This window comes from Bacillus sp. AFS053548 (assembly GCF_002575105.1).
GTDB lineage: Bacteria > Bacillota > Bacilli > Bacillales > Bacillaceae_G > Gottfriedia.
Window position 1 is genome coordinate 128,168 of the sequence record NZ_NUHI01000014.1, and the last position, 25,797, is coordinate 153,964.

Genomic DNA, 25,797 nt, shown 5'->3' on the forward strand with positions numbered 1-25,797 from the left:
TAAACATACCACTATTATAGTAAGAAAATATGACAAGTATCAAGCAAGTACATATGTTTTTTGTCAAAAAATGACCATTTATTTTTAAGTACTAGTTTCATTTTAAGTATTTGAATCATATAGTAGAAAAAATAAAGAAAAAAGTCGTAGAGGAGGCGAAAGAATGTGAAACAAACTAAATTCTCTTCTCACTTTACTTTTCTAAGTATTTTATTTTATATGGCTGCCAGTTCAATATTCCTGGTCATTCTGTACAAGTTAATATCAATGCTTGTAGGAAGCGGAAATGATGTAAAGACCTATCTGCAAATCGCTGTAGTCGTAATTGTATTAAGTATTACAGCTTTCCGCCTAATAAGAAGTGATATTGTGTTAATCCAGGATCAAATTATTATTCATAAAGGCATTCTAACAGTTAAACTTAAGGTCAATGATATTACAGAAATAAAGCAACTAGTCGAAGTTTATGGAAAAAATAAAGAAATAATAACTTTATTAATTCATATTAACGAGTCAGTACAACCATTTATGTTAACCCTCGAAAATCCAAAAGCTTTTATAAGAGAACTGTTAATTTTAAATTCCGACATTATATTTGATGAAGAATTGATTATTTTAGTCAATAAAAATAACTAATAAATGAAAGCCGAGTTTATTTAATGTAGACTTGGCTTTTTGCATTTTTAGAATATTGATCAATGAAATGAAAACCAATTGGAAATGAAATATTTTACTAAGTTTCTAATGTTTATAGTGATATATGCAAGGTTAAGCGTTATAATAGTGTTTTATAGTGATATATGCAAGGTTAAGCGTTATAATAATGTTTTCTTCAGTAAAATAATGTATATTATATTTGTTGAATAGATTCTCTTTTAAGATAGAAAAGTAGGTGAATAAAGTGGGAAAATATCAATTGGATACAAAAGGTCAGATGGCTGTGTCAAAGTTTCATGAAAAACAGACGCCTGCCAAATTTGATAAAAAGCAGCAACTTGAAAAAATGCGTGCGGAGTATTTGAAAAATAAGCAAAAACAAACAGATAAATAATATGAATGAAAACATAGGAAGACTAAAATCTCCCTATGTTTTTTTATTCGAAGTACTTTTTTCAATTATTAGTCATCAGATAGCCAATTCCCGACTAATATTTCAATGGGAATCAGTAGACTAGCTGTTTGGGCACTCGAGTAAACTCCAACAGAAATTTTTCTTTTAATTGTCGGTTTCTTTTTTTGTTGACGCTGCTTTTCCGGCTTTGTACATAAAGGTAAGAAACAGAATAGTCATAACGCGTTCAATCCATGTCAAAGAAAAGTTCACAAACAAAAAGGCAATGATTTCAACGATAAATGAAACGAAAGTAAATGAGATCGCGCCAACGAAAAATAATTTGTACCACTGGCGGTACGTTAAATGAATGTCCTTTTTTCGTGCAGCATACTTATACACAAGTGAAAACAAGACTGGCATCATCACTGGAATGATTAGTACAATGAGCGGGATGACAATCAGTAGAAACAGCTCAGCATTGTCTCCGAATCCATTTTCTAAAACCGCCCATAACGAAGTCGTATCCGATGCTATATCGAAATTCATCAAGAGCTCAAATAGCCCCGCACTTAACACGAAACTTGCCAGTAAATAATAACCGATGATGCTTCGTTTTTTCGAATGAAGCACTTCGTTGTACTTACTTGGCTGAAAGCTTGATAGCATGATTTTAAACATAATTTTCCTCCAATTTTCCAAATCATTTTCAATTATACAGGTGAACGAGCTTTCACATGACTAGTAATTTTTAACATATTCTTAAGAAAAAAAGACTCGAAAAGAATCTTGCGTGTATGCGTTAGCCAATCAAGAATTCACCATATTGAAGGGATGTTTAATACTTACTTCCAAAGTAGTAAACTAATAAAGATTTTGAATAAAAAGGGAAATTTACTTATGATAGAGAAATCTTTATTTTATGGTAAGATTATCCAACAAGAATTTAAAAACTATGAGTATACATAAAGGACAAGGGTTTTCAAATTTGGTTCGATCTACATTTAAGCAGCGATAAAGGCAACATCTATTTATACGTAGATAAGTTAGAAAAGAAAGGTCTTGTGGGCATACAACCTAACCCAAATGATAGAAGGGCTTCGAATGTCGTACTGACAGAAAAAGTAAGAGCATTATTTAACGAGATTTTTCCCAAACACGTTCCAACCATTTCTCAAAATTTATCATTTATCTCGAATGATGAAAAAGACAGTTAATTGATTATGTAAAGAAATAAGACGCTAAAAAGTGTTTGATATTCTCATTTAACACTATCCTGTCAAATCATGCGTTATGAAAGTTTAATCGAACAAGTGGTAAATTTAATAATTTATAATAAGAGCATTTCTTTGTAATGAGAAATGCTTTTTATTTTTGTCAAAATTAAAAAGATATTCCAATATCAATATAAATAAAACTTGTGAGTATACAAAATGATTACGATCTTAATAAAAACAAAAACACTACTTATGTACTTAAATAGGTACTTTTTGAATATGGATAATCTTTATATTAATAATAATTTTCAATTACGAGGGTTATGAATAGTTAGGCTACTTTAGTTTATGTTACAATAATCTACAGTACATAATTGTAGGGGGAATATAGCACTAATGAGTAAAAAGAAAAAATCTAATAGTAATCAAACGTTCGCTATTTCTGTATTTGTTGGAATAGTTGTTTTAGTTGGAGCATTATTTTTAGTTTCTAAATTGCAAGATAAAAAGACTGAAGAAGTATATCCAACAATTGCTGGAGTAAATCAAGTGAAAGTTGATGGGTTTGACACAAAGGATCAACCAACATTTAGCAATAAAGATGCAAAAGTGGAAGTAGTTGAATTTGGTGATTATAAATGTCCAATTTGTGCTCAATGGAATAAAGTAGTTTTTCCTCAACTTAAAGCCGATTATATTGATAATGGTTTAATCAATTTTTCATTTATTAACTATCCATTTATTTCGAAAGATTCAAATTTAGCTGCACTTGCATCAGAAGTAGTTTATAAAACTCATAAAGATTCATTTTGGAAGTTTCAAGAGCAAATCTACTTAAAACAAGAAGATGAAACAACTACTTGGGCTACACCTGATAAACTAGCAAGTATTGCAAAATCTGTTATTCCGAATTTAGACGAAAAACAATTTAAAAAAGATTTATACAAAAAAGATGCAATGAAACAAGTTGCTAACGATGTTGCAATTGCTAACCATTATGGTGTTAATGGCACACCTACAATATTTGTAAATGGTAAAGCAGTGGACAACCCTAGCTTAGAATCAATTAAAGCAGCTATTGACGCTGAAATAAACAAATAATTAAAAAGGGTATGCGGAAGTGTTCGCATACCTTTTTTTGGTGGACAATTTACAATAAAGTTGATTTTCAGACTGATTGCAAGCGCTTGTCTTTCGAGGCGCGAAGCCTGGCGAGGAGCGGAGTTACCCTAGCCGGTAATGAGCACCGCAGACAGGCGAAGTAACGAAGAAAGCGAGCGTTTGGCGGGCAGTCTCCAAAGGTATGCGGAACAATCGCATACCTTTTTTTGTTTACATTTTTTTCTTTACACGTGCATCTGCTTGAGCTGAACGTTCTTGTGCTTCCATATCATTTTGATCTGCTAATTCCGCTGAATACTCGACATCAAGTCCATCAGGCTTTACATTCTTATTAAAATTAGAGTTGTAAGTATTTTTGTTCTTTTTCAAATTAAACCCCTCCATTATCTAATTAATTTAAATTACATATCGTGGTGACTATGTTTTTTCTGTCTTGTATGATTTTGGTTCTTTACTTTATGAGAACCGCTTAATGGTTTTGGTTGTCCACTTTCATGGTCAATTGGGCTATTTCTTTTTGACGATTTGTTTGTCATTCTTGTCACCTTCCTTTACAAATAGCTTTAGTTGTATGCGAAAAAATATGCCAAAATGAAATATTTACTAATTTATAATTGAAAGCGTTTTAATCATTTTTTTCTAATAATTTTCGATAACCATTTTCCATATATATAAATAAATTAATGAAAGGGAGGTATTTCTTATGATCTAATTCATCTTATATTAATTAAAAAATTGAATGTTGAGAAAATTATTTTTCATAATAAAAAACGACAAACAACAATTAAATCTAAGAAATTAATAGAGTAAAAGTTAATTTTTTTAGTTTGTCTGACTCTTTTGATGTATGAAACAAGTAATTTGACCAATACTAGTAATAGTCAAAATGAAAGAGGAGACTGATACTGATTATGCAAATACTAACAGTTTGTCTTATATATTCCGGTGTGATCGTACTCTATCTCTTGTTCAAGAAAGTTCAATATAATAAGAGACAAAAAAATGTGATTAATTTTTTCCTATACTATAATCGAAGAAAAAGTAATGTTAATAGAGATACGAAAAGAACAGGAGATATTATTTATTTAATGCCTCAATCGACGTTGAACAAAGGGATTTTAAGAAAGCGAAAAGATGATTTTGAGTAATGATCAAAAAATATAAAAAATAGCAAGCAATCCGTACAAATTGCTTGCTATTTTTTTATTGTCTTTTTTTTGTCTTTTTATTGTTTAACTTATAATCAGCTGAAAGTGGCTCTTGTGCTGTTTCTTCATTAAAACCAGCAGCTTTCCCTTGCTCGATTGAAGCTGACATTCCGCTACCAGAATTATTTTTACGTCTAGACATGATTATTCCTCCTTATATAAGGCTATTTTCGCCAACAATTTTAATGAATTGGTTTGAAAACTGCCTTTTATAATCGATATTCTATCCTATATTTATTTAAGTACCCTAAAATTTCATTGGTAAATAATGTGAGTGTCATTATTAAATTGTTCAATGTCTGCACCTTACAATAGGTGTTTTTTATGTTTGTAGTTCTGGAATTGTCAGGAATGTAACAAGGTTTCAAAAACTAACAGGAGTAAAGACTTGTCCGGTAGTAAAAAACGAGAACTTTTGGACTATTTATTCAAACAATCTTTCAATTTTATGAATATATTGGCTTATGTATACGATTTAATGGTTATTTAGAAGTTTTCAAAGTATGAAAGCAAGCGATGTTATTTACGGGATAAGTCTTCCTAAGTAGGTTGGCTTTTTAAATTATTTATTTAAAAGGAGACAACATATATGACAAATCCAACTTATCAAGAAAGAAATTTATCAAATATAAATAAGCTAGCTCCTAATACAAAGCAAGCAGCTTTAAAATGGTACAATTATTGTATAAAAAACAATATCAATGTTTTAATTTACGAAACGACACGAACAAAAGAACGTCAAGAAGTACTAGTTGATAATGGCAAGTCCCAAACTAGAAAGTCATATCATCTTGTAGGTCAAGCATTAGACTTTGTTCCAATTGTAAATGATAAAGAAGGGTGGAACTCATACGATACTGAACCCTTTAAATCGGCTATTAGATATGCTAAATCCATTGGCTTCACATGGGGTGGGGACTGGAGTGGCTTTGTAGATCAGGCACATTTACAATTTGAATACAAAGGATATGGCACCGATAAAGTATTAGAAGTTAAACCTCCTGCATATCCAGGAACGATTTTAAAATCAGGTTCAAAAGGAAAGAGTGTTAAATTAGTTCAAAAAGAATTAGGAATTACCGCAGACGGTATTTTCGGTCCAATTACGGATCGGGCAGTAAGAAATTTTCAAAAGAAAAATGGCCTGACCGTAGATGGAAAAGTAGGCCCAAAACTTGGGCAAAATTATTTGACTAAGAAAAGGTAAAATCTCATTAGTAAATTTAGTTTAGATTAAAATAAATTTACCATTCGAAATTTCAAATTGTAAAAATAAAACTACGTTCAAACCCTGTATCAGTACTGTACAGGGTTTGTTTTAATATTTGATAAATCTTATTGGTAGAAAGGGGGTTCTTAACGGAAAGAGCTTAAAAAAATATAAGATTGTAAAAATTCACATCCTCCAATATGATGAATAATGGACAAAAAACTTATTTATTGGTGCTTGAAGCATTTCAGGAGGAAACGGATGAAACGATTTATCGAAATAGACATCGCGAGGGGGGTAACTATATTTTTGGTTGTAATGGGACATACGGCAATTCCAATCTGGTTAAATAACATATTAAGAGACTTTAGAATGCCGTTGTTTTTCTTTGTATCAGGTTATCTTTTTAGTAGTCATAGGTACTTAAATGATACGCGACTATTATGGATCAACAAATTTTATGCTTTACTAGTACCTTACTTTACAGCAGGGATATTATCTTATTTTTACTGGTTAATTTTAAACGCAGTAAACCCTTTAAAATATGAATTTTTATGGTACAAGCCTCTTGTTGGTATTTTATATGGGAATGGAGTTAATGGATGGTTAAGCATAAATATACCGTTATGGTTTTTAGTTTGTTTATTTTGTGTTCAATTACTCTATTGTTACTCACAAAAAATCATTGGCGGATTTAGGGTTTACACTCAAATTGGTTTTTACTTAATTTTAGGATTTTTGGGATATGTTATAAGTCGTTTTGTATTTTTACCTTGGGGATTAGATATCGCTTTAGTTTCACTTTTTTTCATGCATTTAGGGAATAAATTTAAGGATTATCAATTATTAAATAAAATAAAACCATTTGGCATTGTATCAATTTTATCACTAATAATATTCGGAATTTCTACTTATATCAACAATGCAGATATGAACAATAGGATTTATGATAACTTTTTTGTATTTTATATAGCTGGCATTTCTGGAAGCATTGCAACATTATCGATTGCAAAATTGGTTTCTAAAAAGAAATTACCTACAGACTTTTTTACTTTTTTAGGTAGAGAATCATTAATAATTTTAATTTTCCATGTTGGATTTGCTATTGCTACATTGAAATACATAGATAATCTTTTTGTAAAAGGTACTATTCATTGGACCATATACTTTGCATTTGGATTATTAATTCCTATCTCACTATCGGTTTTCATTAATAAGGTTCCAATTTTAAATATATTACTTAACGGTAAGGGCAAGCCAGTCACTACTGAAATTACAATTAATCAATTAAAGGCGTCTTAAAAAAATAATGTGCAATAATCATTTTGTTAAAAAAGCCCTGTGTCCTTTTTTGGATACAGGGCTTATATTCGTTAGTTGGTTAACTACTCATCCATTGAAATGATTTCTACTTAAAGTGTTTTCATTGAAAAATCCTAAAATTTGATCCACACGTATTACAGACTGACACCTTCAAAAATCACATCACGTTCACAAATTTTTAAAAACTTAAATTAATTATATTGAAATAAACAATGATATAATTGAGCAAAATATTATTAAATGAACTATTTGATTTAAAAGGTCATAAGTAATACTTATTACAAATGATAAGTTACTTGTTATTTACTTATGATATACATTGTAATAATATATTATTGTAAGGTATTGAAAAGTTTGGATATAAAATATATTCAGACATTTTTTGCTTAATAGGGGGAAGAAAACATGGGGAAAAATGACGTTTTCCAATCACGTTCGACATTTACTGCGAACGATAAAACTTATCATTATTATCGCTTAAAAGCAATTGAGGAAGCTGGAGTAGCTAAAATCGGTAAATTACCTTATTCGATTAAAGTGTTACTAGAATCAGTTCTTCGTCAAGTAGATGGAAGAGTAATTACAAAAGATCATGTTGAAAATTTAGCAAAATGGGGAACAAACGAGCTACAAGATGTAGATGTTCCGTTTAAACCTTCTCGTGTTATTTTACAAGACTTCACAGGTGTTCCAGCTGTAGTTGACTTAGCTTCATTACGTAAGGCAATGGCTGATATGGGTGGAGACCCGGAAGTAATTAATCCAGAAATTCCAGTAGATCTAGTAATTGACCACTCTGTAATGGTTGATAAAGCTGGTTCAGCGGATGCATTAGATTTCAATATGGATTTAGAATTTTCTCGTAACGAAGAGCGTTACCAATTCTTAAGCTGGGCTCAAAAAGCATTTAATAACTATCGTGCAGTTCCACCAGCAACTGGTATCGTTCACCAAGTTAACTTAGAATACTTAGCAAATGTAGTACATGCAATTGCAAATGAAGATGGTGAAGTTGTTGCATTCCCTGATACATTAGTAGGTACTGACTCACATACTACTATGATAAATGGTATTGGTGTATTAGGTTGGGGTGTAGGTGGTATTGAAGCTGAAGCAGGTATGCTTGGTCAACCATCATATTTCCCAGTTCCAGAAGTTATCGGTGTTAAATTAATTGGTGCTTTACCAAGTGGAACAACTGCAACTGATGTTGCGTTAAAAGTTACTGAAGTTTTACGAAAAAAAGGTGTAGTAAATAAATTTGTTGAGTTCTTTGGACCAGGTTTACAAAGCATGCCTTTAGCAGACCGTGCTACAATTGCAAACATGGCTCCTGAATACGGTGCAACATGTGGATTCTTCCCAGTTGATGCTGAAGCACTTAACTACCTACGTTTAACAGGTCGTTCTGAAGAGCAAATTCAATTAGTAGAAGCATACTGCAAAGCTAATGATTTATTCTATACAGCTGACTTAGAAGATCCTACATTTACTGATTTAGTAGAGATCAATCTTTCAGAAATTGAATCAAATCTTTCTGGTCCAAAACGTCCACAAGATTTAATTCCATTATCTGAAATGAAAAAAGCATTCCAAGCAGCAGTTTCTGCTCCAGTGGGTAATGCAGGATTCGGTTTAACTGATGAAACATTAGATAAAGAGGTAAACGTTAAATTTGAAAATGGTACTGAAACAACATTTAAAACTGGTGCAGTAGCTATTGCAGCAATCACAAGTTGTACAAATACTTCAAACCCATACGTTATGTTAGGTGCTGGTTTAGTAGCTAAAAAAGCTGTTGAAAAAGGATTAACAGTACCTGCTTATGTAAAAACTTCATTAGCTCCTGGATCTAAAGTTGTTAGTGGATATTTACAAGAAGCTGGATTAATTCCTTTCTTAAATCAATTAGGATTTAACATCGTTGGTTACGGATGTACTACATGTATCGGTAACTCAGGTCCATTAGCTCCTGAAATGGAAGAAGCTATTGCTGATAATGATATGTTAGTAACATCTGTACTTTCTGGTAACCGTAACTTCGAAGGACGTATTCATCCTCAAGTTAAAGGTAACTACTTAGCATCACCACCATTAGTAGTTGCTTACGCGTTAGCAGGTAATGTAAATATCGACTTCTCAGTTGAGCCAATCGGTCAAGATAAAGATGGAAACGATGTATTCTTAAAAGATATTTGGCCAACATCTGCAGAAGTTCAAGAAGTAGTTGCATCTACAGTTACTCCTGAATTATTCAAAAAAGAATACGAAAGAGTATTTGAAGATAACAAACGTTGGAACGAAATTCAAACAACTGATGATTCTTTATACAAATGGGATAGCGAATCAACTTATATCGCAAATCCTCCATTCTTTGAAGGATTATCAAAAGAGCCAGGCATAGTTAAACCATTAGCTGGTTTAAAAATCGTTGGTAAATTCGGTGATTCAGTAACAACTGACCACATCTCACCAGCTGGTTCAATTGGTAAAACAACGCCTGCAGGACTTTACCTACAAAGTAAAGGTGTTAAACCTGTAGACTTTAACTCATACGGTTCTCGTCGTGGTAACCACGATGTAATGATGCGTGGTACATTTGCTAATATTCGTATCCGTAACCAAATCGCTCCAGGTACAGAAGGTGGATACACTACTTATTGGCCAACTGGCGAAGTAATGTCAATTTATGATGCAGCAATGCGTTATAAAGAAGATGGAACTGGATTAATGATCTTAGCTGGAAATGACTACGGTATGGGAAGTTCTCGAGACTGGGCTGCTAAAGGAACAAACCTTTTAGGTATCAAAACAGTTCTTGCTGAAAGCTTTGAGCGTATTCATAGAAGTAACTTAGTATTAATGGGTGTTTTACCACTTCAATTTAAAGATGGTGAAAATGCTGAAACATTTGGATTAACAGGCAAAGAAGTATTTGCTGTTAATGTAGATGAGAATGTTAAACCACGTGATCTTGTAAAAGTAACTGCAACAAAAGAAGACGGCACAACTGTTGACTTTGAAGTAGTTGCGCGTTTCGACAGCGAAGTTGAAATCGACTACTACCGTCATGGTGGTATCTTACAAATGGTATTACGTGACAAATTAAATAATTCTAAAGTAACTCATTAATTTGTATAGAAAACACGGTCTTTTAATGGACCGTGTTTTTTTTGATTTTTAAGTAAGTGGTATTGCAATTAAAACTGTTGAATAGCAAAAAAATAATGGCACTGCAAATAAAAACCAGAAATCACAATTAAGATAGCGAAATCGCAATTAAATCTGTAGAATCGCAATTAAAAATCAGAAATAGCAATTAAAAATAAGGAATCGCAAATAAAAGCCAGAAATCGCAATTAATATGATGAAATCACAATTAATTCTCTAGTATATCAATTAAAATCCGAATATCCGTAATTTAACAGACAGAAACGATCAGCCATACACCAAAATGTACTAAATGGATAAAAAATTTACGAATTAATAGGGGATTCCTGTAAAAAATATAAAAAAGTGGATCTATATTAAGATAATTTGAATGGAAAATAATATATAAATGTATTCAGAAGATATTGTCTAAGAACGTATGCGAGCTTGTTCCACTTTTGTATTTATTATGGTTAAATAGAGATAGTTCATTAAAAGGGTGATTTGTATGAAAAAAGTAATTCCTTTACTGATTCTTTTAGTAGCGTTAGGATATTCAATTTTTCAATTATATGAGAAAAAAGAAGAAGAGAAAAAAGTCAGTAATAATAATGATGCTTATATTGCTTCAATTCAAAAATTAGGTGTTCAAGTTGGACAACAGGCACCTGATATTCAATTGATGACTTTAGATGAAAAGAAGATTAATTTGTCTTCATTCAAAGGTAAGAAAGTAATCTTAAACTTCTGGGCTACTTGGTGCCCTCCTTGTCAAGACGAGATACCAGCACTAGAGAAATTCCATCAAGAGCACAAGGATATTGAAATGATTGGTGTTGCGGATTATATTGGCGAGAAAAAGGATTTAAATTTTATCAAGAACTTTGTTAATAAAAATAGTATGAATTATCGAATTTTAATTGATGAAAACGGTGATAATTTTCGTAAATATGGTGTGATTTCAATACCTACTACATACTTTATTAATCCGAATGGAGAGGTAGTTTTTAAGCAAATTGGGCCATTAACTGAAAAACAATTAAATGCATTTTTAAAATAAGAAAAAATTTACTAAAATGTAAGAAAACTTTTTTTTTTGGCAATACTAACATAAAAAGAAGAGGTGATTGTTTTGAGAAAGAAAAGACATAAATCGTTTCAAGAATTAATTCTTGAAAATAAAAATTCTCTATTAAATGATGAAGAAGCTTTGAATAAAATATATGATCGACTAGAAGAACGTTTAGAAAGAAAAGCTAAAGCTGAGTAAATTAGTCAGTTTCGAAAATCGAATTTTATTTATAGACAAGAGAAGGATTTATTTCCTTCTTTTTTTGTTGTCAAAATTAATTTCCTTTTACATATTTACAGCTACAAAACTCATACTATCGCTAGGGGGCGATAAAATGGGAAATCCAAAAAAACATCCTAAAGATTTTGTACCAAATCATATAGGTACACAAAACAAAGCAGCTGGTGGGAATAAAGGAAAACAAATGCAGTATAAAGATCCTACTGGTAAACAACCAATTGTAGATAACGGGTAAAATCCAAATCACAAAAACATAATTCTGAAATGGAGCGATATTTGATGGAACATACACCAAAGCCAGATGATCGTAGTGATAATGCAAGTAAAATCCAAAGTAATATTAACAATACGAAAGAAAATATGAAAGAAGCAGAAGCTTCAATGAAATTCGGTAATGACGAGCAACGTCAAAATGCAATAGCAAAAAATCAACGTCGCGAGGAATCTATCGCAGCATTAGAAAGTGAACTAAGAGACGAACAAGCATTTAATAATACGAATGACTGATTAAAAAATAAGCTAGGTATTTAGAGTTAGCCTCATAAATACCTAGCTTTTCTTTATGCTCTTTTAACTACATTAAAATTAGCTTCTAGAAGCTCCCAATTTTGAATAAATGGTAATCCTAATTTCCAATACGATATCCCTCGTATTTTCTCTTCTTTTATTAAGTTAAACTTGGCTTGAATTGATCTTGCATCTTCGAACCAAACTTCATGTTTTTGACCATTTGATTCTGTATATCGGTAATGCGGTGCTTTAGCTTTGTTATCAAAAAGGATTTCGTTTGTCATTTGGATTGCTAAATTTGTAGCAGCTTCAGCACTTAAAGCTTTAGCCATGGTACCTTGTTTAAATGGAACTTTCCAGTCGAATCCATATAGATTTTGTCCCATTACTATTTTTGGTACTGGAATTACGGTCTTTGCATAGTTGATTACTTTACGAACTTGATCGATCGGTGATACGGCCATAGGAGGACCGCCTTGCCAGCCCCAATCATATGTCATGATTACAACGAAGTCCACAACTTTACCTATGTTAGCATAATCATGAGCTTCGTAAAATCTACCCTTTTGGTTTGAACTTGTTTTTGGTATTAAAGTAGCACTCAATATGAATCCTTGAGGCAGCCTTGATTTTACTTTATTTAAAAAATTAATATAAGCTGCACGATCCGTTGAAGCAACGTCTTCAAAGTCTATATTTACTTCTCTAAAACCGTATTTATTAGCAGTACTAATAATTGTATTGATCAGCTTATCTTGAACTGCTGGACTTTGTAATATATCAGTTGCTAGAGATGTTGAAAACTGTCCATTTTCAAGATTAGAGACAACCATCATATAAATACAGCGATTATCCTTTGCGATTTGAGGAATGTTTCCAAGTGGCGGTTCTGATAGTGTACCATCTCTTTTTGCATCAAAGCTAAAATGTGCTAAATAGGTTAAAAACTTACTTTCTGTTCGAGCTGATTCTTCAAGCGCTGGTTTGATTGGGTTTGAAGTAGGTTGTAAATAGCCAATTGATTCGATATTTCTTTTCTTTCTTGGTGGAAGATGGAGCTTTTGACCGACATTTAATGATGCATATGGACTAATTCCACTTAAAGTTGCAATTTGACTTGATGTTACACCATAGGTTAAAGCTAAATCATATAAGTTATCACCGGGTTGAACAAAATATTCGTTTCCTGTAGTTGGTACAACAAGCGATTGACCTTTTATTATTTTATAAGGAGCTACAAGAGCATTTGAATTAATGAGTGCTTGGCGTTCAACTCCATAAAAATCTGCAATACTCATTACTGTTTCTCCACTTTTTACAACATGAATTTGCATCAAGTTTATCTCCTTCCATTAAACGTAGATATTCGTCTCTATTAAATATATGCCAAAGAGTTTGGATTAGAAGAGGTTAGGTGGAAAAGCAAATTGAAATTGATTTTGAATATAAAAAACCTAGCCAAAGCTAGGTTTCAGACTGTTGACAAACGCTCGCTTTCTTCGTTGCTTCGCCTGCCTGCGGTGCTCATTACCCTCAAAGGTAACTCCGCTCCTCATCAGGCTTCGCGCCTCGAAAGACAAGCGTTTGCAATCAGTCTGAAAATCAAGTTTATGGATTTCGTATAAATACTGAAACCTAGCCAAAGCTAGGTTTTTAGGACAAATATTTATTTTTTTGATTCTTTATCGCTATTTGGATCAAGTGGGAATTGAATGATATTTGAGTTACTGCCTGAGACAGTAGGGAGTTTACCATCCCATTTCTCTGCTTTTTTGTATTCAATTAATTCATTGGTCAACGTTTGTTGGATTACTTGGTTCGCTTTTGCTTGGCCTTGTGCCCGGATTAGTTGTGAATCAGCATCAGCCTTTGCTTCCACTTTTTTCTTTTCTGCTTCAATTTTAGCCGTTTCTAGTTCAATTTTTTTACGATCATTTTCTTGGGCAGCTTGAACACGTGCATCAATTGCATCCTGCGTTTTTGCGTCTGGTTTTGGCGTTCCTAATGTTAAATTTTCAACAAAGAAACCAAGTGCTTTTACATCGTCTTTATAGAGTGTTTCAATATCAGCTGAGGCATTACTTGATTTCTCACCGTATAATTGTAAAACTGTGTATTTTGAAACGGCAATTCGAGCTGCATCTTGTAAACGTTTCTTTAAATATGTATCCTCAATTTCTTCGATAGACACAGGTCCAAACTCGTTAAACATTGAGACTACTTTAGAAGGATCAATTTTATATGTATATGATAAATCCATTTCAATTCTTTTACCGTCTGAAGTAGCTAATGCAACGTCTTTATATTCTACAGTACGAAGACGGACAGGGTATTCGGTAACTTTATCGAATAAACCAACGAAATTCCAACCTTGAGATAATGTATTTTTCTGTATACCCCCATTTGGTGAATAGACAACTCCGACATAACCAGGTGTTATTTTTTCAATAAATAATGTTGGAATTGTTGCGATTAAGATCAGTGCAATACCCGCGATGATTCCTCCAATTAATTTACGGCTGAAAAATGAATTCTTTTTTTCATTTGGACGAATTTCCATTATTTTTGTCCTCCTTATCCTTTAAAATATTTTTTACTTTAGCTGATTTCTCACCAATTTTTACAAATGTTGGAGAAAGAAGAAGCCATACTCCGAATAAAAAAAGAAGGATGATTAAGATTGAGCCCACTAGAACCTTCAAAAAGATCGACCTCCTAATTTCTAATGTTAAAAAATCATTAGTTTATTATAAGAAAATTATAACATTTAGGATAAGTTAAAAAATAGAACAATTATTAATTTTTTGGTAAAGTATTCTGTAGAAGAATAAGAGGTGAATTTATGTTTATATCAGAAAAATTAGTTGAAGTAAGATATGCAGAAACAGATGCAATGGGTGTTGTATACCATGCAAATTATTTAGTATGGTTTGAAATTGGCCGTACTCAATTAATAAAAGATCTGGGCTTTAATTATGCAGAAATGGAATCACAAGGTGTCATTTCTCCAGTGATCGATTTGAATGTTTCATACAAGAAAAGTCTACGATATGGACAAACAGCTAAAGTCAAAACAAAAATAAAATCACTTACACCACTTAAAGTGATCTACGAATATGAGATTCTTAATGAAGAAGGCGATATTTGCTGTATAGGAAATTCAACACATGTTCTTGTACATAAAGAAACATTTAGACCGATTAAATTTAAGAAAATGTTCCCTGATTGGTATGAGGCATATGAGAAGGCGATGGGGCAGGTTTAAAGGTATAGAAGACAAAAAGTGCATGGAAAAATAAAAGATTAGAGAGGGAAGATCATTAATCTTCAATCTCTAATCTTTAGCTAATCTTGCTTTTAAAATTTAACTTTTGGTTCAGTTTTGTCTTTAATTCTTTTTATATTTGGACGATGTTTGTATACGACAAAGATTGTGAGTACGATTAAAATATAAGTTATTATGTACCCATTGTCTTTAATTAGTCCCGTGTATTCCATAATAAAAGCTAAAATTGTACCTAAAAAAGCTGTTAACATAGACGAAAGTGAAACGTATTTTGTTGTTTTTAAACTAATTGCGAAGATAATAATTAAGCAGACAAAAAGTAGTGGCGATGCATATAATAAGATCCCTGCAGAGGTTGCTACCGCTTTACCACCTCTAAAACCAGCAAATATTGGATACATATGACCAATAACAGCAACTAGACCGATAATTAATGGGTGAATTCCATGATAATGGAATAATACAGGTAATGAAGCTGCTAGTGTTCCTTTTAAAATATCTCCAAGTGTTACAATAATACCTGCTTTTTTACCTAATGTGCGGAATGTATTTGTCGCACCAAGATTTCCACTACCGTGTTGACGGATATCTACTCCGTAAAATATTTTTCCAACTACTAAACCGAATGGTACAGATCCGATTAAATAGGCTAGTACAATAATGACCAAACTCATTTTCTAGCTCCTTTTCAAACAATAATAAATTAGTGCAGTATCATATGATTTTATCACAATTTTAAGCGAATATATAGATAGTTGCTTTAGAATATTAATTCAAATGAGGAAACAAAGGACATTTTATTTTAGTTAAAAGTTCTTATATCTATCAATTTAATGAAAGGAAAAAAATATGAACCCGACAGTTTTAATCATTGAAGATGAAAAAAGATTAAGAGAAATCGTAAAAGAGTATTTTGAAAACGATCAATTTACAGTAATCGAAGCAGAAGATGGAGAACAAGGCATAAAGAAATTTATCGAAAATCAAGTAGATTTAATAATTCTAGATTTAATGCTACCAAAATTAGATGGTTGGGAAGTTTGTAAGCTAATTAGAGAGCAGTCAAGTATTCCGATCATTATGACCACTGCCCGCTCAGAAGAAGAAGATCAATTACTTGGTTTTGATATTGGAACAGATGAATATGTGACAAAGCCATTCAGTCCTAAAATTCTAGTAGCAAAAGCAAAGAGTGTACTTAGAAGAACAGCTGATCCGAAAGAAGACGATAAAGAAACTAAAACGATATGTGGAATTATGATAAATACATCATCAAGGACAGCTTCAATTAATAATGAAATATTACAACTTACGAATAAAGAGTTCGAATTACTATGTTATTTAATTGATAATAAAGGCATCGTATTAACAAGAGATCAATTATTGAATAATATTTGGGGCTTTGATTATTTTGGTGATGGAAGAACCGTCGATACACACATAAAAAAACTTAGACATAAATTGGGAGACAAAGCAAAGCATATAGCTACAGTAATTAGAGTTGGCTATAAGTTTGAGGAGTAGAAGATGAAAAATAGTATAGTCCGTAAACTTTTTTTATCCATAACGCTATTACTTGTTATTTTTTTATTAATTGTATTTGTTGGTCAATCAATCTTTATGCAATCTTTTTATACGAATAAGAAAGTAAATATTGTAACAGATGAACTTACACAATTTGCTAAAGGGTATAAAGCGGGTAAATTTAACAACAATCAGTTTCAGCAAGAACTATCCAAGCTATATTCCAAATACAATACAACTTTAGCAGTTTTAGATAAAAGAGGGGTCCTAAAAGCTGAGAATAATTTTGATTTAACCGTTCTTACGAATGAAGGAAAAAAGGTATATGTACCTTTAAATAATCTATTATATTCGGATCAAATAGACAGTATTTTAGGGCTAAATATTAAAGAAAATTCAAGGATTACAATCCGAGGTTATGTTCAAGATGATTATTTTATTCCACTCTATATAAAAACGAATATAGGTGTGTGGCAAGAGGAAAATCAACCATCTAACACAATTCAATTGTCAACTAAAGATAATCTCCAGGAAATGGTGAATATTGAAATTAAAGGGAAAGTTGTTAATTTACATTTACCTATTGCAAATCAATATACTTATTCAGCTCAAATGAACTCATTAATGGGTGCAATTACTGATTGGACAAAGAGTAATGAAGATTTTTCTAACTATACTGAGGAGGATTTTCCATTAATTTATCGCTACTTAGACCGAGCAAATGGATTAGAAAATAAAGTTTTTATTTACCCAATTAATACTAGTAAAGGGTCAAAAGAAGTTATTTTTGCCATTACCTCATTACAACCAGTAAATGAAGCAATGTATGTTTTAAAAGATTTTTATATTTACGCTTTTATTATTGCTTTATTATTGATTGTAATCGTTTCTTTTTACTATTCGAAATTGATTACGAAGCCATTATTAAAAATGAATTCAGTAACAGATCAATTAGCAAATTTAAACTTTAATGAGAAAATCGATATTCAATCCGATGATGAAATTGGACAATTATCCAAATCAATTAATTCATTATCCGAGAATTTAGCTAGTACAATTGAAAATTTACAGCAGGCAAATGTTAAATTAATGAAGGATATTGAAAAAGAAAAGCAGTTAGAACAAATAAGAAAAGAGTTTATTAGTGGTGTATCCCATGAGCTGAAAACGCCATTGAGTATCGTGCAAAGTTATGCAGAAGGTTTAAAAGATGGATTAAATATTGAAAAAAATGGTTATTATGCAGATGTAATCCTTGAAGAAGTTGATCGGATGAACGGGTTAGTTGTCGATATGCTAGAACTTTCCAAACTTCAATCTGGAACATACACACTTAAAAGTGAACCTTTCTTAATTGTGGATTGCATAGAAAATGTAATTATTCGCATGTTTGAAAATAGTAGTAATCATTGTCATTTCAATTTTAATCTAGATGAAGATACGCTCGTATTAGGTGAAAAAAGAAAAATAGAACAAGTAATCATTAATATTCTTTCAAATGCAATCCATTATGGTAACCCAGGTAGTGTCATAAAAATGAATTTATTAGATGAAGGGGATTCTGTAAATATCTCTATTTTTAATGAAGGTAATCCAATCCCTGCTGATAAAATTGATAAAATTTGGGATCGCTTCTATCGAATTGATGAATCTAGAAATAGACAAAATGGTGGAACAGGTTTAGGTTTAGCAATCGTAAAAACAATCCTTGACTTACATCATTCGACTATAAAAGTTCATAATAAGGAAGACGGAGTTGAATTTATTTTTAATTTAAAAAAATATTTGAATTAAATCAAAAAGTTCACAGCAAATACACATGAGTGGGTTAAATTAATATCAATCAAAGATACCTACATATTGGAGGAATGAATTATGGGATATTACGATGAAACAGATTTATACGATGAAAATAATCATAAAAGACAAAAGAGAAGTAGACGTGGAGGGTATCCGCTTGTTACAGGCTTTATTGGAGCGATAATTGGAGCTGTAACGATCTCAATCGTATCCCCGGATATTTTTAACTTAACAAATAAAAATGCAAACTTATCGAATGATACGAATACTGTACCCACACAAGTTATTAATGTATCAAGGGAAGATTTAACAACTACGATTCAAAATGCTCGCAAGTTTGTAGTAGGCGTTAATAATTATCAATCATCAAATCCATTTTCAATGGAAACGGAAGAAGCTGGATCGGGTTCAGGTGTTGTTTATAAAAAAGTAGGAAATAAAGCTTTAGTAGCGACAAATAACCATGTTGTTGCTGGTGCAAAACAATTAAAAGTAAAAATGGCAGATGGTCAATTAATTGATGCTAAACTTGTTGGAACAGATGAATTATTAGATTTAGCTGTTGTAGCAATTGATGCAAAATATGTTACGAATATTGCTAAATTAGGTGATTCGGAAAAAATTAACGTAGGTGAAACTGCTATTGCAATTGGAAATCCACTTGGATTTTTAGAAAGTACTGTAACAGAAGGAATTGTAAGTAGTAAAGCTCGTGAAATACCACAAGATATCGATGGAGATGGAGTTGCAGATTACCAAACTCAAGTAATACAAACGGATGCAGCGATTAATCCTGGTAATAGTGGTGGTGCTTTAATCAACGCAAAAGGTGAAGTAATCGGGATTAATTCAAGTAAAATTGCCGAACAAGCTGTTGAAGGAATTGGATTTGCAATCCCAATGAATATTGCAAAACCAGCTTTAGATCAAATCGAAAAATTTGGTGAAGTGACTCGACCTGTAATGGGTGTTGGATTAAAATCACTTGATGAAATACCACAATTTAATATCGAAGAAACATTAAAATTACCTGGTTCAGTGACTAAAGGTGCAGTTGTTACACATGTTGATCCAAATACGCCTGCTGCAAAAGTTGGAATGAAACAATTAGATGTTATCGTTGCACTTGATGACAAACCAGTAAGTGACGTAATTACTGTCAGAGAATACCTATATTCACACAAAAAAGTTGGAGATAAATTAAACATTACTTATTACCGTGATGGTAAATTAACTAATTCAACATTAACATTAGCATCTAGTCAATGATTGACAGGCAATTGACTTAGGAAATATGATAAAAGAATAATAAATAAGCGAAAATTTTAATATGTAACATATATTTGATTATTCAAAATGATTGAAAACGCTTGTCTTTCGAGGCGCGAAGGCTGATGAGGAGCGGAGTTACCTAAACAGGTAATGAGCACCGCAGTCAGACGAAGCAACGAAGAAAGCGAGCGTTTTTAACAGTTTGAAGCGCTTATTTTATACAGAAAGGGTGATTAGCAAATGAGTAAATACCCATCAAGAGAAGAAATCGGCAAAATTTTAAAATCAAGTAAAGTAATTGCAGTTGTTGGATTATCAGGGGACCCGTCTAAAACGTCTTATATGGTAAGCAAGGCAATGCAAGATGCTGGATATAAAATTATTCCAGTAAACCCAACAGTTGATACTGTTTTAGGAGAAAAAGCAGTAGCAAGTTTAACAGAAATAAAAGAAAAAGTTGATATTGTAAATGTATTTAGAAGACCTGAACACCTATTACCTGTAGCACAAGAGTTTCTTAAAATTGATTGCGATGTTTTCTTTGCACAACTTGGAATCGAAAACGAAGAAGCATATCAATTGTTAAAGGAAAATGGTAAAACGGTCATTATGGATCGTTGTATTAAAGTTGAGCATGCTATGACAAGATAGGCCGTTAAAAAAGCTCACTGTTTCAGACTGGCCATTAGAGGCGTTTTCTTCGTTGTTTTGCTTAGCCTGCGATGTTCATTACCGCTATGGTAACTTAGGTCATAACTCGCCTTCGTGCCTCGTAAGTCAAGCGCTTACAATCAGTCTGAAAATCAAATTTTTGAAATTTGTTTTAAAATCTGGCTCACTGTTAATCAGTGAGTTTTTTTAACGGAAGATCGAGTAGGGAATAAGAAAAAAAAGGAATACCGAGAAATTGTATAGATATTGTTTCAAAAATAGATAAGCAATTAAGTGCCATTTTGTACAATCAGTAAATTTGAATTTTGTTAACCAAATTTATCAATTTTCAACTTTAATCCTGCATTTTCTAGATTCTAAATTCCAGCTTTTTATAAACTTGTCCTATTTTTTTTTTCATGTTCGACTTGTAAGTTAGGAAAAAAACCATTAACATGAACGATTAGAAGAAACATTTTATTTATATTATGATATAATGGAACAGATGTTCTTATGCAAGTGTTTAGTTAGAAAGGAGAAATGGTGTTGGCAAAGAATGAAACAACATATAACGAAGATGCGATACAGGTACTAGAAGGTTTAGAAGCTGTACGTAAACGACCTGGAATGTATATTGGCAGCACAGATAGTAGAGGTCTGCACCATTTAGTTTATGAAATCGTAGATAACTCTGTAGATGAAGCATTAGCTGGTCACGGGACTCAAATAGATGTGGTTATTCATAAAGATAATAGCTTAAGTGTAAAAGACCATGGTCGTGGGATGCCTACTGGAATGCACAAAATGGGAAAACCAACTCCAGAAATTATTTTAACTGTATTACACGCAGGTGGTAAATTTGGACAAGGCGGCTACAAAACAAGTGGTGGTCTACATGGTGTTGGTGCATCAGTAGTAAATGCTTTATCAGAATGGTTAACAGTTGAAATTCACCGTGAAGGAACAATTTTCAAGCAACGTTTTGAAGATGGAGGTAAAGCAGTAACTTCATTAGAAATCATTGGTAAAACAAGACGAACTGGTACGACGATCCATTTTAAACCAGATCCAACAATTTTTAGCACTACAAATTATAACTTTGATACTTTATGTGAAAGACTTAGAGAGTCAGCATTTTTATTAAAAGGTTTAAAAATTACAATTAAAGATGAACGACATGATGCGTTCGAAGAGTTTTATTATGAAAACGGTATCGAAGCATTCGTATCGTATTTAAACGAAGAAAAAGAAGCATTACATCCTGTTGTATTCTTTGACGGATTACAAAATAAAATAGAGGTTGAATTTTCGTTCCAATTTAATGATGGATATTCGGAAACGATGCTTTCGTTCGTAAACAATGTTCGTACAAAAGATGGTGGTACGCACGAAGTTGGTGCAAAAACTGCTTTAACAAGAGCATTTAATGAATATGCAAGAAAAGTAAATCTCTTAAAAGAAAAAGATAAAAACCTAGATGGAGCGGATATTCGTGAGGGATTAGCTGCAATTGTATCTGTACGAATTCCTGAAGAGCTGCTTCAATTTGAAGGACAAACAAAAGGTAAATTAGGTACTAGTGAAGCAAGATCAGCTGTTGACTCAGTTGTTTCGGATCAATTAGCTTATTTCCTGGAAGAAAATCCAGACATTGCAACTTCATTAGTAAAGAAATCTATAAAAGCTTTTCAAGCTAGAGAAGCTGCAAGAAAAGCACGTGAAGAAGCAAGAAGTGGTAAAAAGAGAAAGCGTTCAGAAACTTCCTTAAGCGGTAAGCTTACTCCTGCACAGTCACGTAATCCACAGAAGAATGAGTTATACCTAGTAGAGGGTGATTCAGCTGGTGGTAGTGCTAAACAAGGTCGTGACCGACGTTTCCAAGCAATCTTGCCTTTACGTGGTAAGGTAATCAATACCGAGAAGGCAAAACTAGCGGACATAATGAAAAATGAAGAGATTAATACGATTATTCATGCGATTGGTGCAGGAGTAGGTAGTGATTTTGATATTGAAGATGTTAACTATGACAAAATCGTTATTATGACCGATGCTGATACAGATGGAGCGCATATTCAAGTACTTTTATTAACATTCTTTTACCGTTATATGAAGCCATTAGTAGAGGCTGGTAAAGTTTATATTGCCTTACCTCCTTTATTTAAAGTAAGTAAGGGTACTGGAAAAAAAGAAGTAATCGAATACGCTTGGTCAGAGGTAGATCTACAAGATGCAATCAAAAAAGTTGGTAAAGGGTATATGATTCAGCGTTATAAAGGACTTGGTGAGATGAATGCTGACCAACTTTGGGATACAACGATGGATCCAGAAACGAGAACGCTTATTCGTGTGAAAATTGATGATGCCGCAAGAGCGGATCGTCGTGTAACTACATTAATGGGTGATAAAGTTGAACCTAGACGTAAGTGGATCGAATCGAATGTTGTATTTGATTTAGATGAAGAGGATAAAATTTTAAACAATGAACAAGTTGAAGTAGAATCAGAAGGGAGCGATATCTGATGCAATCATCGGAAAAATTATATAATATCCCTTTAGAAGATATAATAGGCGACCGCTTTGGTCGCTATAGTAAGTATATTATTCAAGAACGAGCATTACCTGATGCTCGTGACGGATTAAAGCCAGTTCAACGCCGTATTTTATATTCAATGCATGTTGAAGGAAACACGCAAGACAAGCCTTACCGTAAATCTGCTAAAACAGTCGGAAATGTAATTGGTAATTACCATCCTCATGGTGATACTTCTGTTTATGATGCAATGGTACGACTAAGTCAAGATTGGAAATTAAGAAATGTATTAGTTCAAATGCATGGAAATAACGGTAGTATTGATGGAGACCCGCCAGCAGCTATGCGTTATACGGAAGCTAGGTTATCAGCAATAGCAAGTGAACTATTGAGAGATATTGATAAAGAAACAGTTGATTTTGTACCAAACTTCGACGATACGAGTATGGAGCCCGTGGTTTTACCTTCAATGTTTCCAAATTTATTGGTTAACGGTAGCACAGGAATCTCTGCTGGATATGCAACTGAAATACCTTCACACCACCTTGGAGAAGTTATCGATGCGACGATTATGCGCATTGAAAATAAAAACTGTACTGTAGATGAATTAATGACAGTAATCCACGGTCCTGATTTTGCTACTGGTGGGATTATTCAAGGTGTAGATGGTATAAAAAAAGCTTATGAAACAGGAAAAGGAAAAATCATTATTAGAAGCCGAGTTCATACCGAGGATTTACGTGGTGGAAAACAGGCATTAATTATTACAGAAATTCCTTCAGAAGTGAATAAAGCGAATTTAGTAAAGAAAATGGACGAGGTTCGTCTTGATCGAAAAGTAGATGGCATTACAGAAGTGCGTGATGAAACAGATCGCACTGGACTACGTATTGTCATTGAACTGAAAAAAGATGCAAATAACGAAGCAATTTTAAATTATTTATATAAAAATACTGAGCTTCAAATACCTTATAACTTCAATATGGTTGCGATTTATAATCGTACACCAAAACAGATGTCATTACCGGCAATTCTTGATGCTTATATTGAACATCAAAAAGAAGTCATTACAAATCGTTCAAATTTTGATTTAAGAAAAGCAAAAGCTCGCCAACATGTTGTAGAAGGTTTAATGAAGGCTTTATCGATTTTAGATGAAGTGATTACAACAATCCGTTCTGCAAATGATAAACGCGATGCAAAAGATAAGTTAATCGCTCAATTTGAGTTTACTGAACTACAAGCTGAAGCGATTGTTATGTTACAGTTATATCGTTTAACAAATACTGATATTACTGCATTACAAGAAGAAGCAGATGAGTTAGATAAAAAGATTAAACAGCTAGAAGCAATATTAAACAGTGAAGCAAAATTATTGTCAGTGATCAAAACAGACTTAAAGAAAATTAAGTTAAAATATGCAGACGACAGACGTTCAACAATTCAAAAAGAGATCGAAGAAATTAAAATTTCTAGAGAAGATATTATCGCTCAAGAAGACGTGATTGTCACAGTTACAAGTGAAGGATACGTTAAACGAACAAGTCCAAGATCTTATTCAGCTTCGAATGGTAAAGATTACGGTATGAAAGAAGGCGACCGTTTAATTTATCAAATAGAAAGTACAACGACGGATACTCTAATTTTATTTACGTCAAAAGGTAACTATTTATATTTACCAATTCATGAAATGCAGGATATCAGATGGAAAGATATGGGGCAACATGTTGCTAATATTATTCCTATTGAACGAGATGAAGCAATTCTTTCTGCTACGGTCGTAAATAATTTTGAAGAAAATAAAGATTATATTTTATTTGTCACTAAAAATGGTGTTGTAAAACGTACAAGTATACAGCAATTAAAAGTACAACGATATTCTAAACCACTTGTCGGTATGTCAATTAAGTCTGATGATTCCTTAATCTTTGCTGGTGTCACCTCAGAAACTGATCAAGTGTTATTGGCTACAAGTTCAGGATACACATTGTTATTTACTGTTGAAGAGATTAGTATTCAAGGCTTAAGAGCTGGTGGAGTTAAAGGAATTAACTTAAAGGATCATGATTTTGTTGTTTCTGCAGACACGGTTAGTAATGAAGTGAAAGAAATATTCTGTGCAACTCATCGAGGGGCAATTAAGAAAATGAAGCTCGATACGATCACTCAAAGTTCTAGAGGTACACGTGGTGTTAAAGTACTTCGAGATTTGAAAAATAATCCTCATTTGTTAATAGGGGTATACGCAATAAATAAAAATAATATGTTTGCTTTATTAAGTAAATCTGGTCAATTTGAGACAGTTGACCCAACTGATTTAAGAAATAGTGATCAATATAGTAATGGATCATTTGTTATGGATACAGATGATTCTGGTGAAATAAAGACGATAATTCGATACAAAAAAGAAGAAAATAATTAAAATCTGACCTATTCCAAGCTTTTTGGAATAGGTTTTTTTGTCGAATTTGTCGAAAAATGTAAAGTGATACTAGGAAAATATTTTTTTAAGATTAACCTAGTAAAATACATTAAAATCTTTTAATTTTATATTTCAAAAATAAGAAAAATAGGTTTTTAATGATTTTTTAATGGGAATAATTACCTAAAATAACAATAAATCGACAGAAT

25 protein-coding genes and 2 pseudogenes are annotated in these 25,797 nt (G+C 32.3%); 19 read left to right on the forward strand and 8 right to left on the reverse strand.

The features are described from left to right. Window positions 1-165 precede the first annotated feature (165 nt). Together CN946_RS07940 and CN946_RS23375 are read left to right on the forward strand one after the other, a co-directional pair. Window positions 166-636 carry a hypothetical protein gene (locus CN946_RS07940; RefSeq protein ID WP_098860644.1) on the forward strand — a complete coding sequence of 157 codons (471 nt, stop codon included), beginning with the start codon at window positions 166-168 and terminating at the stop codon, window positions 634-636. A 265-nt stretch (window positions 637-901) separates the two neighbouring features. Next, window positions 902-1,051 (forward strand): hypothetical protein, encoded by a 150-nt coding sequence (locus CN946_RS23375; protein WP_091021567.1) that lies wholly within the window; start codon window positions 902-904, stop codon window positions 1,049-1,051. Window positions 1,052-1,216: 165 nt separating this feature from the next. On the opposite strand, the gene CN946_RS07950 is transcribed toward CN946_RS23375, so the two are convergent. Next, the gene (locus CN946_RS07950; protein ID WP_098860645.1) at window positions 1,217-1,732 is read right to left on the reverse strand and encodes a hypothetical protein; all 516 of its coding nucleotides are present in this window, start codon (window positions 1,730-1,732) and stop codon (window positions 1,217-1,219) included. A 932-nt stretch (window positions 1,733-2,664) separates the two neighbouring features. On the opposite strand from CN946_RS07950, the gene CN946_RS07955 reads away from it, so the two are divergent. Beyond that, entirely contained in the window at window positions 2,665-3,369 is a 705-nt protein-coding gene (locus CN946_RS07955; protein WP_098427415.1) for a DsbA family protein, read from the forward strand. A gap of 231 nt (window positions 3,370-3,600) precedes the next feature. Here CN946_RS07955 and CN946_RS07960 read toward each other — a convergent pair whose 3' ends face one another. The 3 genes from CN946_RS07960 to sspO form a co-directional block, all read right to left on the reverse strand. Further along, window positions 3,601-3,759, reverse strand: coding sequence for a YfhD family protein (locus CN946_RS07960; protein ID WP_286133873.1), 159 nt, complete (start codon window positions 3,757-3,759; stop codon window positions 3,601-3,603). Between the two features lie 32 nt (window positions 3,760-3,791). Next, complete coding sequence (locus tag CN946_RS07965; protein ID WP_084006741.1) at window positions 3,792-3,926, reverse strand: small acid-soluble spore protein P; 135 nt, start codon at window positions 3,924-3,926, stop codon at window positions 3,792-3,794. A gap of 667 nt (window positions 3,927-4,593) precedes the next feature. Then, entirely contained in the window at window positions 4,594-4,740 is a 147-nt protein-coding gene (sspO, locus tag CN946_RS07975) for a small acid-soluble spore protein O (RefSeq protein WP_069032362.1), read from the reverse strand. A gap of 447 nt (window positions 4,741-5,187) precedes the next feature. Here sspO and CN946_RS24085 point away from each other — a divergent pair. From CN946_RS24085 to tlp, 8 genes and pseudogenes are all read left to right on the forward strand, one after another. Beyond that, window positions 5,188-5,577: pseudogene (locus CN946_RS24085) on the forward strand (M15 family metallopeptidase); the annotation flags it as partial. 108 nt (window positions 5,578-5,685) lie between these two features. Then, a pseudogene (locus CN946_RS24090) lies at window positions 5,686-5,805 on the forward strand (peptidoglycan-binding domain-containing protein); the annotation flags it as partial. A 264-nt stretch (window positions 5,806-6,069) separates the two neighbouring features. Next, entirely contained in the window at window positions 6,070-7,110 is a 1,041-nt protein-coding gene (locus CN946_RS07985) for an acyltransferase family protein (protein ID WP_176547252.1), read from the forward strand. 426 nt (window positions 7,111-7,536) lie between these two features. After that, entirely contained in the window at window positions 7,537-10,263 is a 2,727-nt protein-coding gene (gene acnA, locus CN946_RS07990) for an aconitate hydratase AcnA (RefSeq protein ID WP_098860649.1), read from the forward strand. Window positions 10,264-10,789: 526 nt separating this feature from the next. After that, window positions 10,790-11,341: a TlpA family protein disulfide reductase gene (locus tag CN946_RS07995; protein ID WP_098860650.1), complete on the forward strand. Its 552-nt coding sequence runs from the start codon at window positions 10,790-10,792 to the stop codon at window positions 11,339-11,341. 72 nt (window positions 11,342-11,413) lie between these two features. Continuing rightward, window positions 11,414-11,551 carry an FbpB family small basic protein gene (locus CN946_RS08000; RefSeq protein WP_082459651.1) on the forward strand — a complete coding sequence of 46 codons (138 nt, stop codon included), beginning with the start codon at window positions 11,414-11,416 and terminating at the stop codon, window positions 11,549-11,551. Window positions 11,552-11,687: 136 nt separating this feature from the next. Then, window positions 11,688-11,828 (forward strand): acid-soluble spore protein N, encoded by a 141-nt coding sequence (locus CN946_RS08005; protein WP_056476763.1) that lies wholly within the window; start codon window positions 11,688-11,690, stop codon window positions 11,826-11,828. Window positions 11,829-11,872: 44 nt separating this feature from the next. Continuing rightward, window positions 11,873-12,100: a small acid-soluble spore protein Tlp gene (tlp, locus tag CN946_RS08010; protein ID WP_286133874.1), complete on the forward strand. Its 228-nt coding sequence runs from the start codon at window positions 11,873-11,875 to the stop codon at window positions 12,098-12,100. Window positions 12,101-12,153: 53 nt separating this feature from the next. Here tlp and CN946_RS08015 read toward each other — a convergent pair whose 3' ends face one another. Beyond that, window positions 12,154-13,440 (reverse strand): glycosyl hydrolase family 18 protein, encoded by a 1,287-nt coding sequence (locus tag CN946_RS08015; protein WP_098860652.1) that lies wholly within the window; start codon window positions 13,438-13,440, stop codon window positions 12,154-12,156. Window positions 13,441-13,530: 90 nt separating this feature from the next. Here CN946_RS08015 and CN946_RS08020 point away from each other — a divergent pair, with 90 nt between their 5' ends. After that, the gene (locus CN946_RS08020) at window positions 13,531-13,728 is read left to right on the forward strand and encodes a hypothetical protein (protein WP_098860653.1); all 198 of its coding nucleotides are present in this window, start codon (window positions 13,531-13,533) and stop codon (window positions 13,726-13,728) included. 41 nt (window positions 13,729-13,769) lie between these two features. Here CN946_RS08020 and CN946_RS08025 read toward each other — a convergent pair whose 3' ends face one another. Together CN946_RS08025 and CN946_RS23380 are read right to left on the reverse strand one after the other, a co-directional pair. Beyond that, complete coding sequence (locus CN946_RS08025) at window positions 13,770-14,657, reverse strand: prohibitin family protein (protein WP_286133878.1); 888 nt, start codon at window positions 14,655-14,657, stop codon at window positions 13,770-13,772. Next, window positions 14,644-14,805, reverse strand: a complete 162-nt coding sequence (locus tag CN946_RS23380; protein WP_176547254.1) for a hypothetical protein — start codon at window positions 14,803-14,805, stop codon at window positions 14,644-14,646. Before CN946_RS23380 ends, CN946_RS08025 begins: the two co-directional genes overlap by 14 nt. A 140-nt stretch (window positions 14,806-14,945) precedes the next feature. On the opposite strand from CN946_RS23380, the gene CN946_RS08030 reads away from it, so the two are divergent. Beyond that, window positions 14,946-15,368 carry an acyl-CoA thioesterase gene (locus tag CN946_RS08030; protein ID WP_098427428.1) on the forward strand — a complete coding sequence of 141 codons (423 nt, stop codon included), beginning with the start codon at window positions 14,946-14,948 and terminating at the stop codon, window positions 15,366-15,368. A 92-nt stretch (window positions 15,369-15,460) separates the two neighbouring features. On the opposite strand, the gene plsY is transcribed toward CN946_RS08030, so the two are convergent. Beyond that, the gene (gene plsY / locus CN946_RS08035) at window positions 15,461-16,063 is read right to left on the reverse strand and encodes a glycerol-3-phosphate 1-O-acyltransferase PlsY (RefSeq protein WP_069032376.1); all 603 of its coding nucleotides are present in this window, start codon (window positions 16,061-16,063) and stop codon (window positions 15,461-15,463) included. 175 nt (window positions 16,064-16,238) lie between these two features. Here plsY and CN946_RS08040 point away from each other — a divergent pair, with 175 nt between their 5' ends. The 6 genes from CN946_RS08040 to parC all read left to right on the forward strand — a co-directional run bounded on the left by CN946_RS08040 (window position 16,239) and on the right by parC (window position 25,588). Continuing rightward, window positions 16,239-16,913, forward strand: coding sequence for a response regulator transcription factor (locus CN946_RS08040; RefSeq protein WP_098860655.1), 675 nt, complete (start codon window positions 16,239-16,241; stop codon window positions 16,911-16,913). Between the two features lie 3 nt (window positions 16,914-16,916). After that, on the forward strand, window positions 16,917-18,707 hold the full coding sequence (locus tag CN946_RS08045; protein WP_098860656.1) for a sensor histidine kinase: 1,791 nt from the start codon (window positions 16,917-16,919) through the stop codon (window positions 18,705-18,707). An 81-nt stretch (window positions 18,708-18,788) separates the two neighbouring features. Next, window positions 18,789-19,982 carry a S1C family serine protease gene (locus CN946_RS08050; RefSeq protein WP_098860657.1) on the forward strand — a complete coding sequence of 398 codons (1,194 nt, stop codon included), beginning with the start codon at window positions 18,789-18,791 and terminating at the stop codon, window positions 19,980-19,982. Between the two features lie 243 nt (window positions 19,983-20,225). After that, window positions 20,226-20,636 (forward strand): CoA-binding protein, encoded by a 411-nt coding sequence (locus CN946_RS08055; RefSeq protein ID WP_098427433.1) that lies wholly within the window; start codon window positions 20,226-20,228, stop codon window positions 20,634-20,636. A gap of 546 nt (window positions 20,637-21,182) precedes the next feature. Continuing rightward, window positions 21,183-23,156: a DNA topoisomerase IV subunit B gene (parE, locus tag CN946_RS08060; RefSeq protein WP_098860658.1), complete on the forward strand. Its 1,974-nt coding sequence runs from the start codon at window positions 21,183-21,185 to the stop codon at window positions 23,154-23,156. Continuing rightward, window positions 23,156-25,588 carry a DNA topoisomerase IV subunit A gene (gene parC / locus CN946_RS08065; protein ID WP_098860659.1) on the forward strand — a complete coding sequence of 811 codons (2,433 nt, stop codon included), beginning with the start codon at window positions 23,156-23,158 and terminating at the stop codon, window positions 25,586-25,588. The genes parE and parC overlap by 1 nt, the downstream gene beginning before the upstream one ends. Window positions 25,589-25,797: the final 209 nt, after the last annotated feature.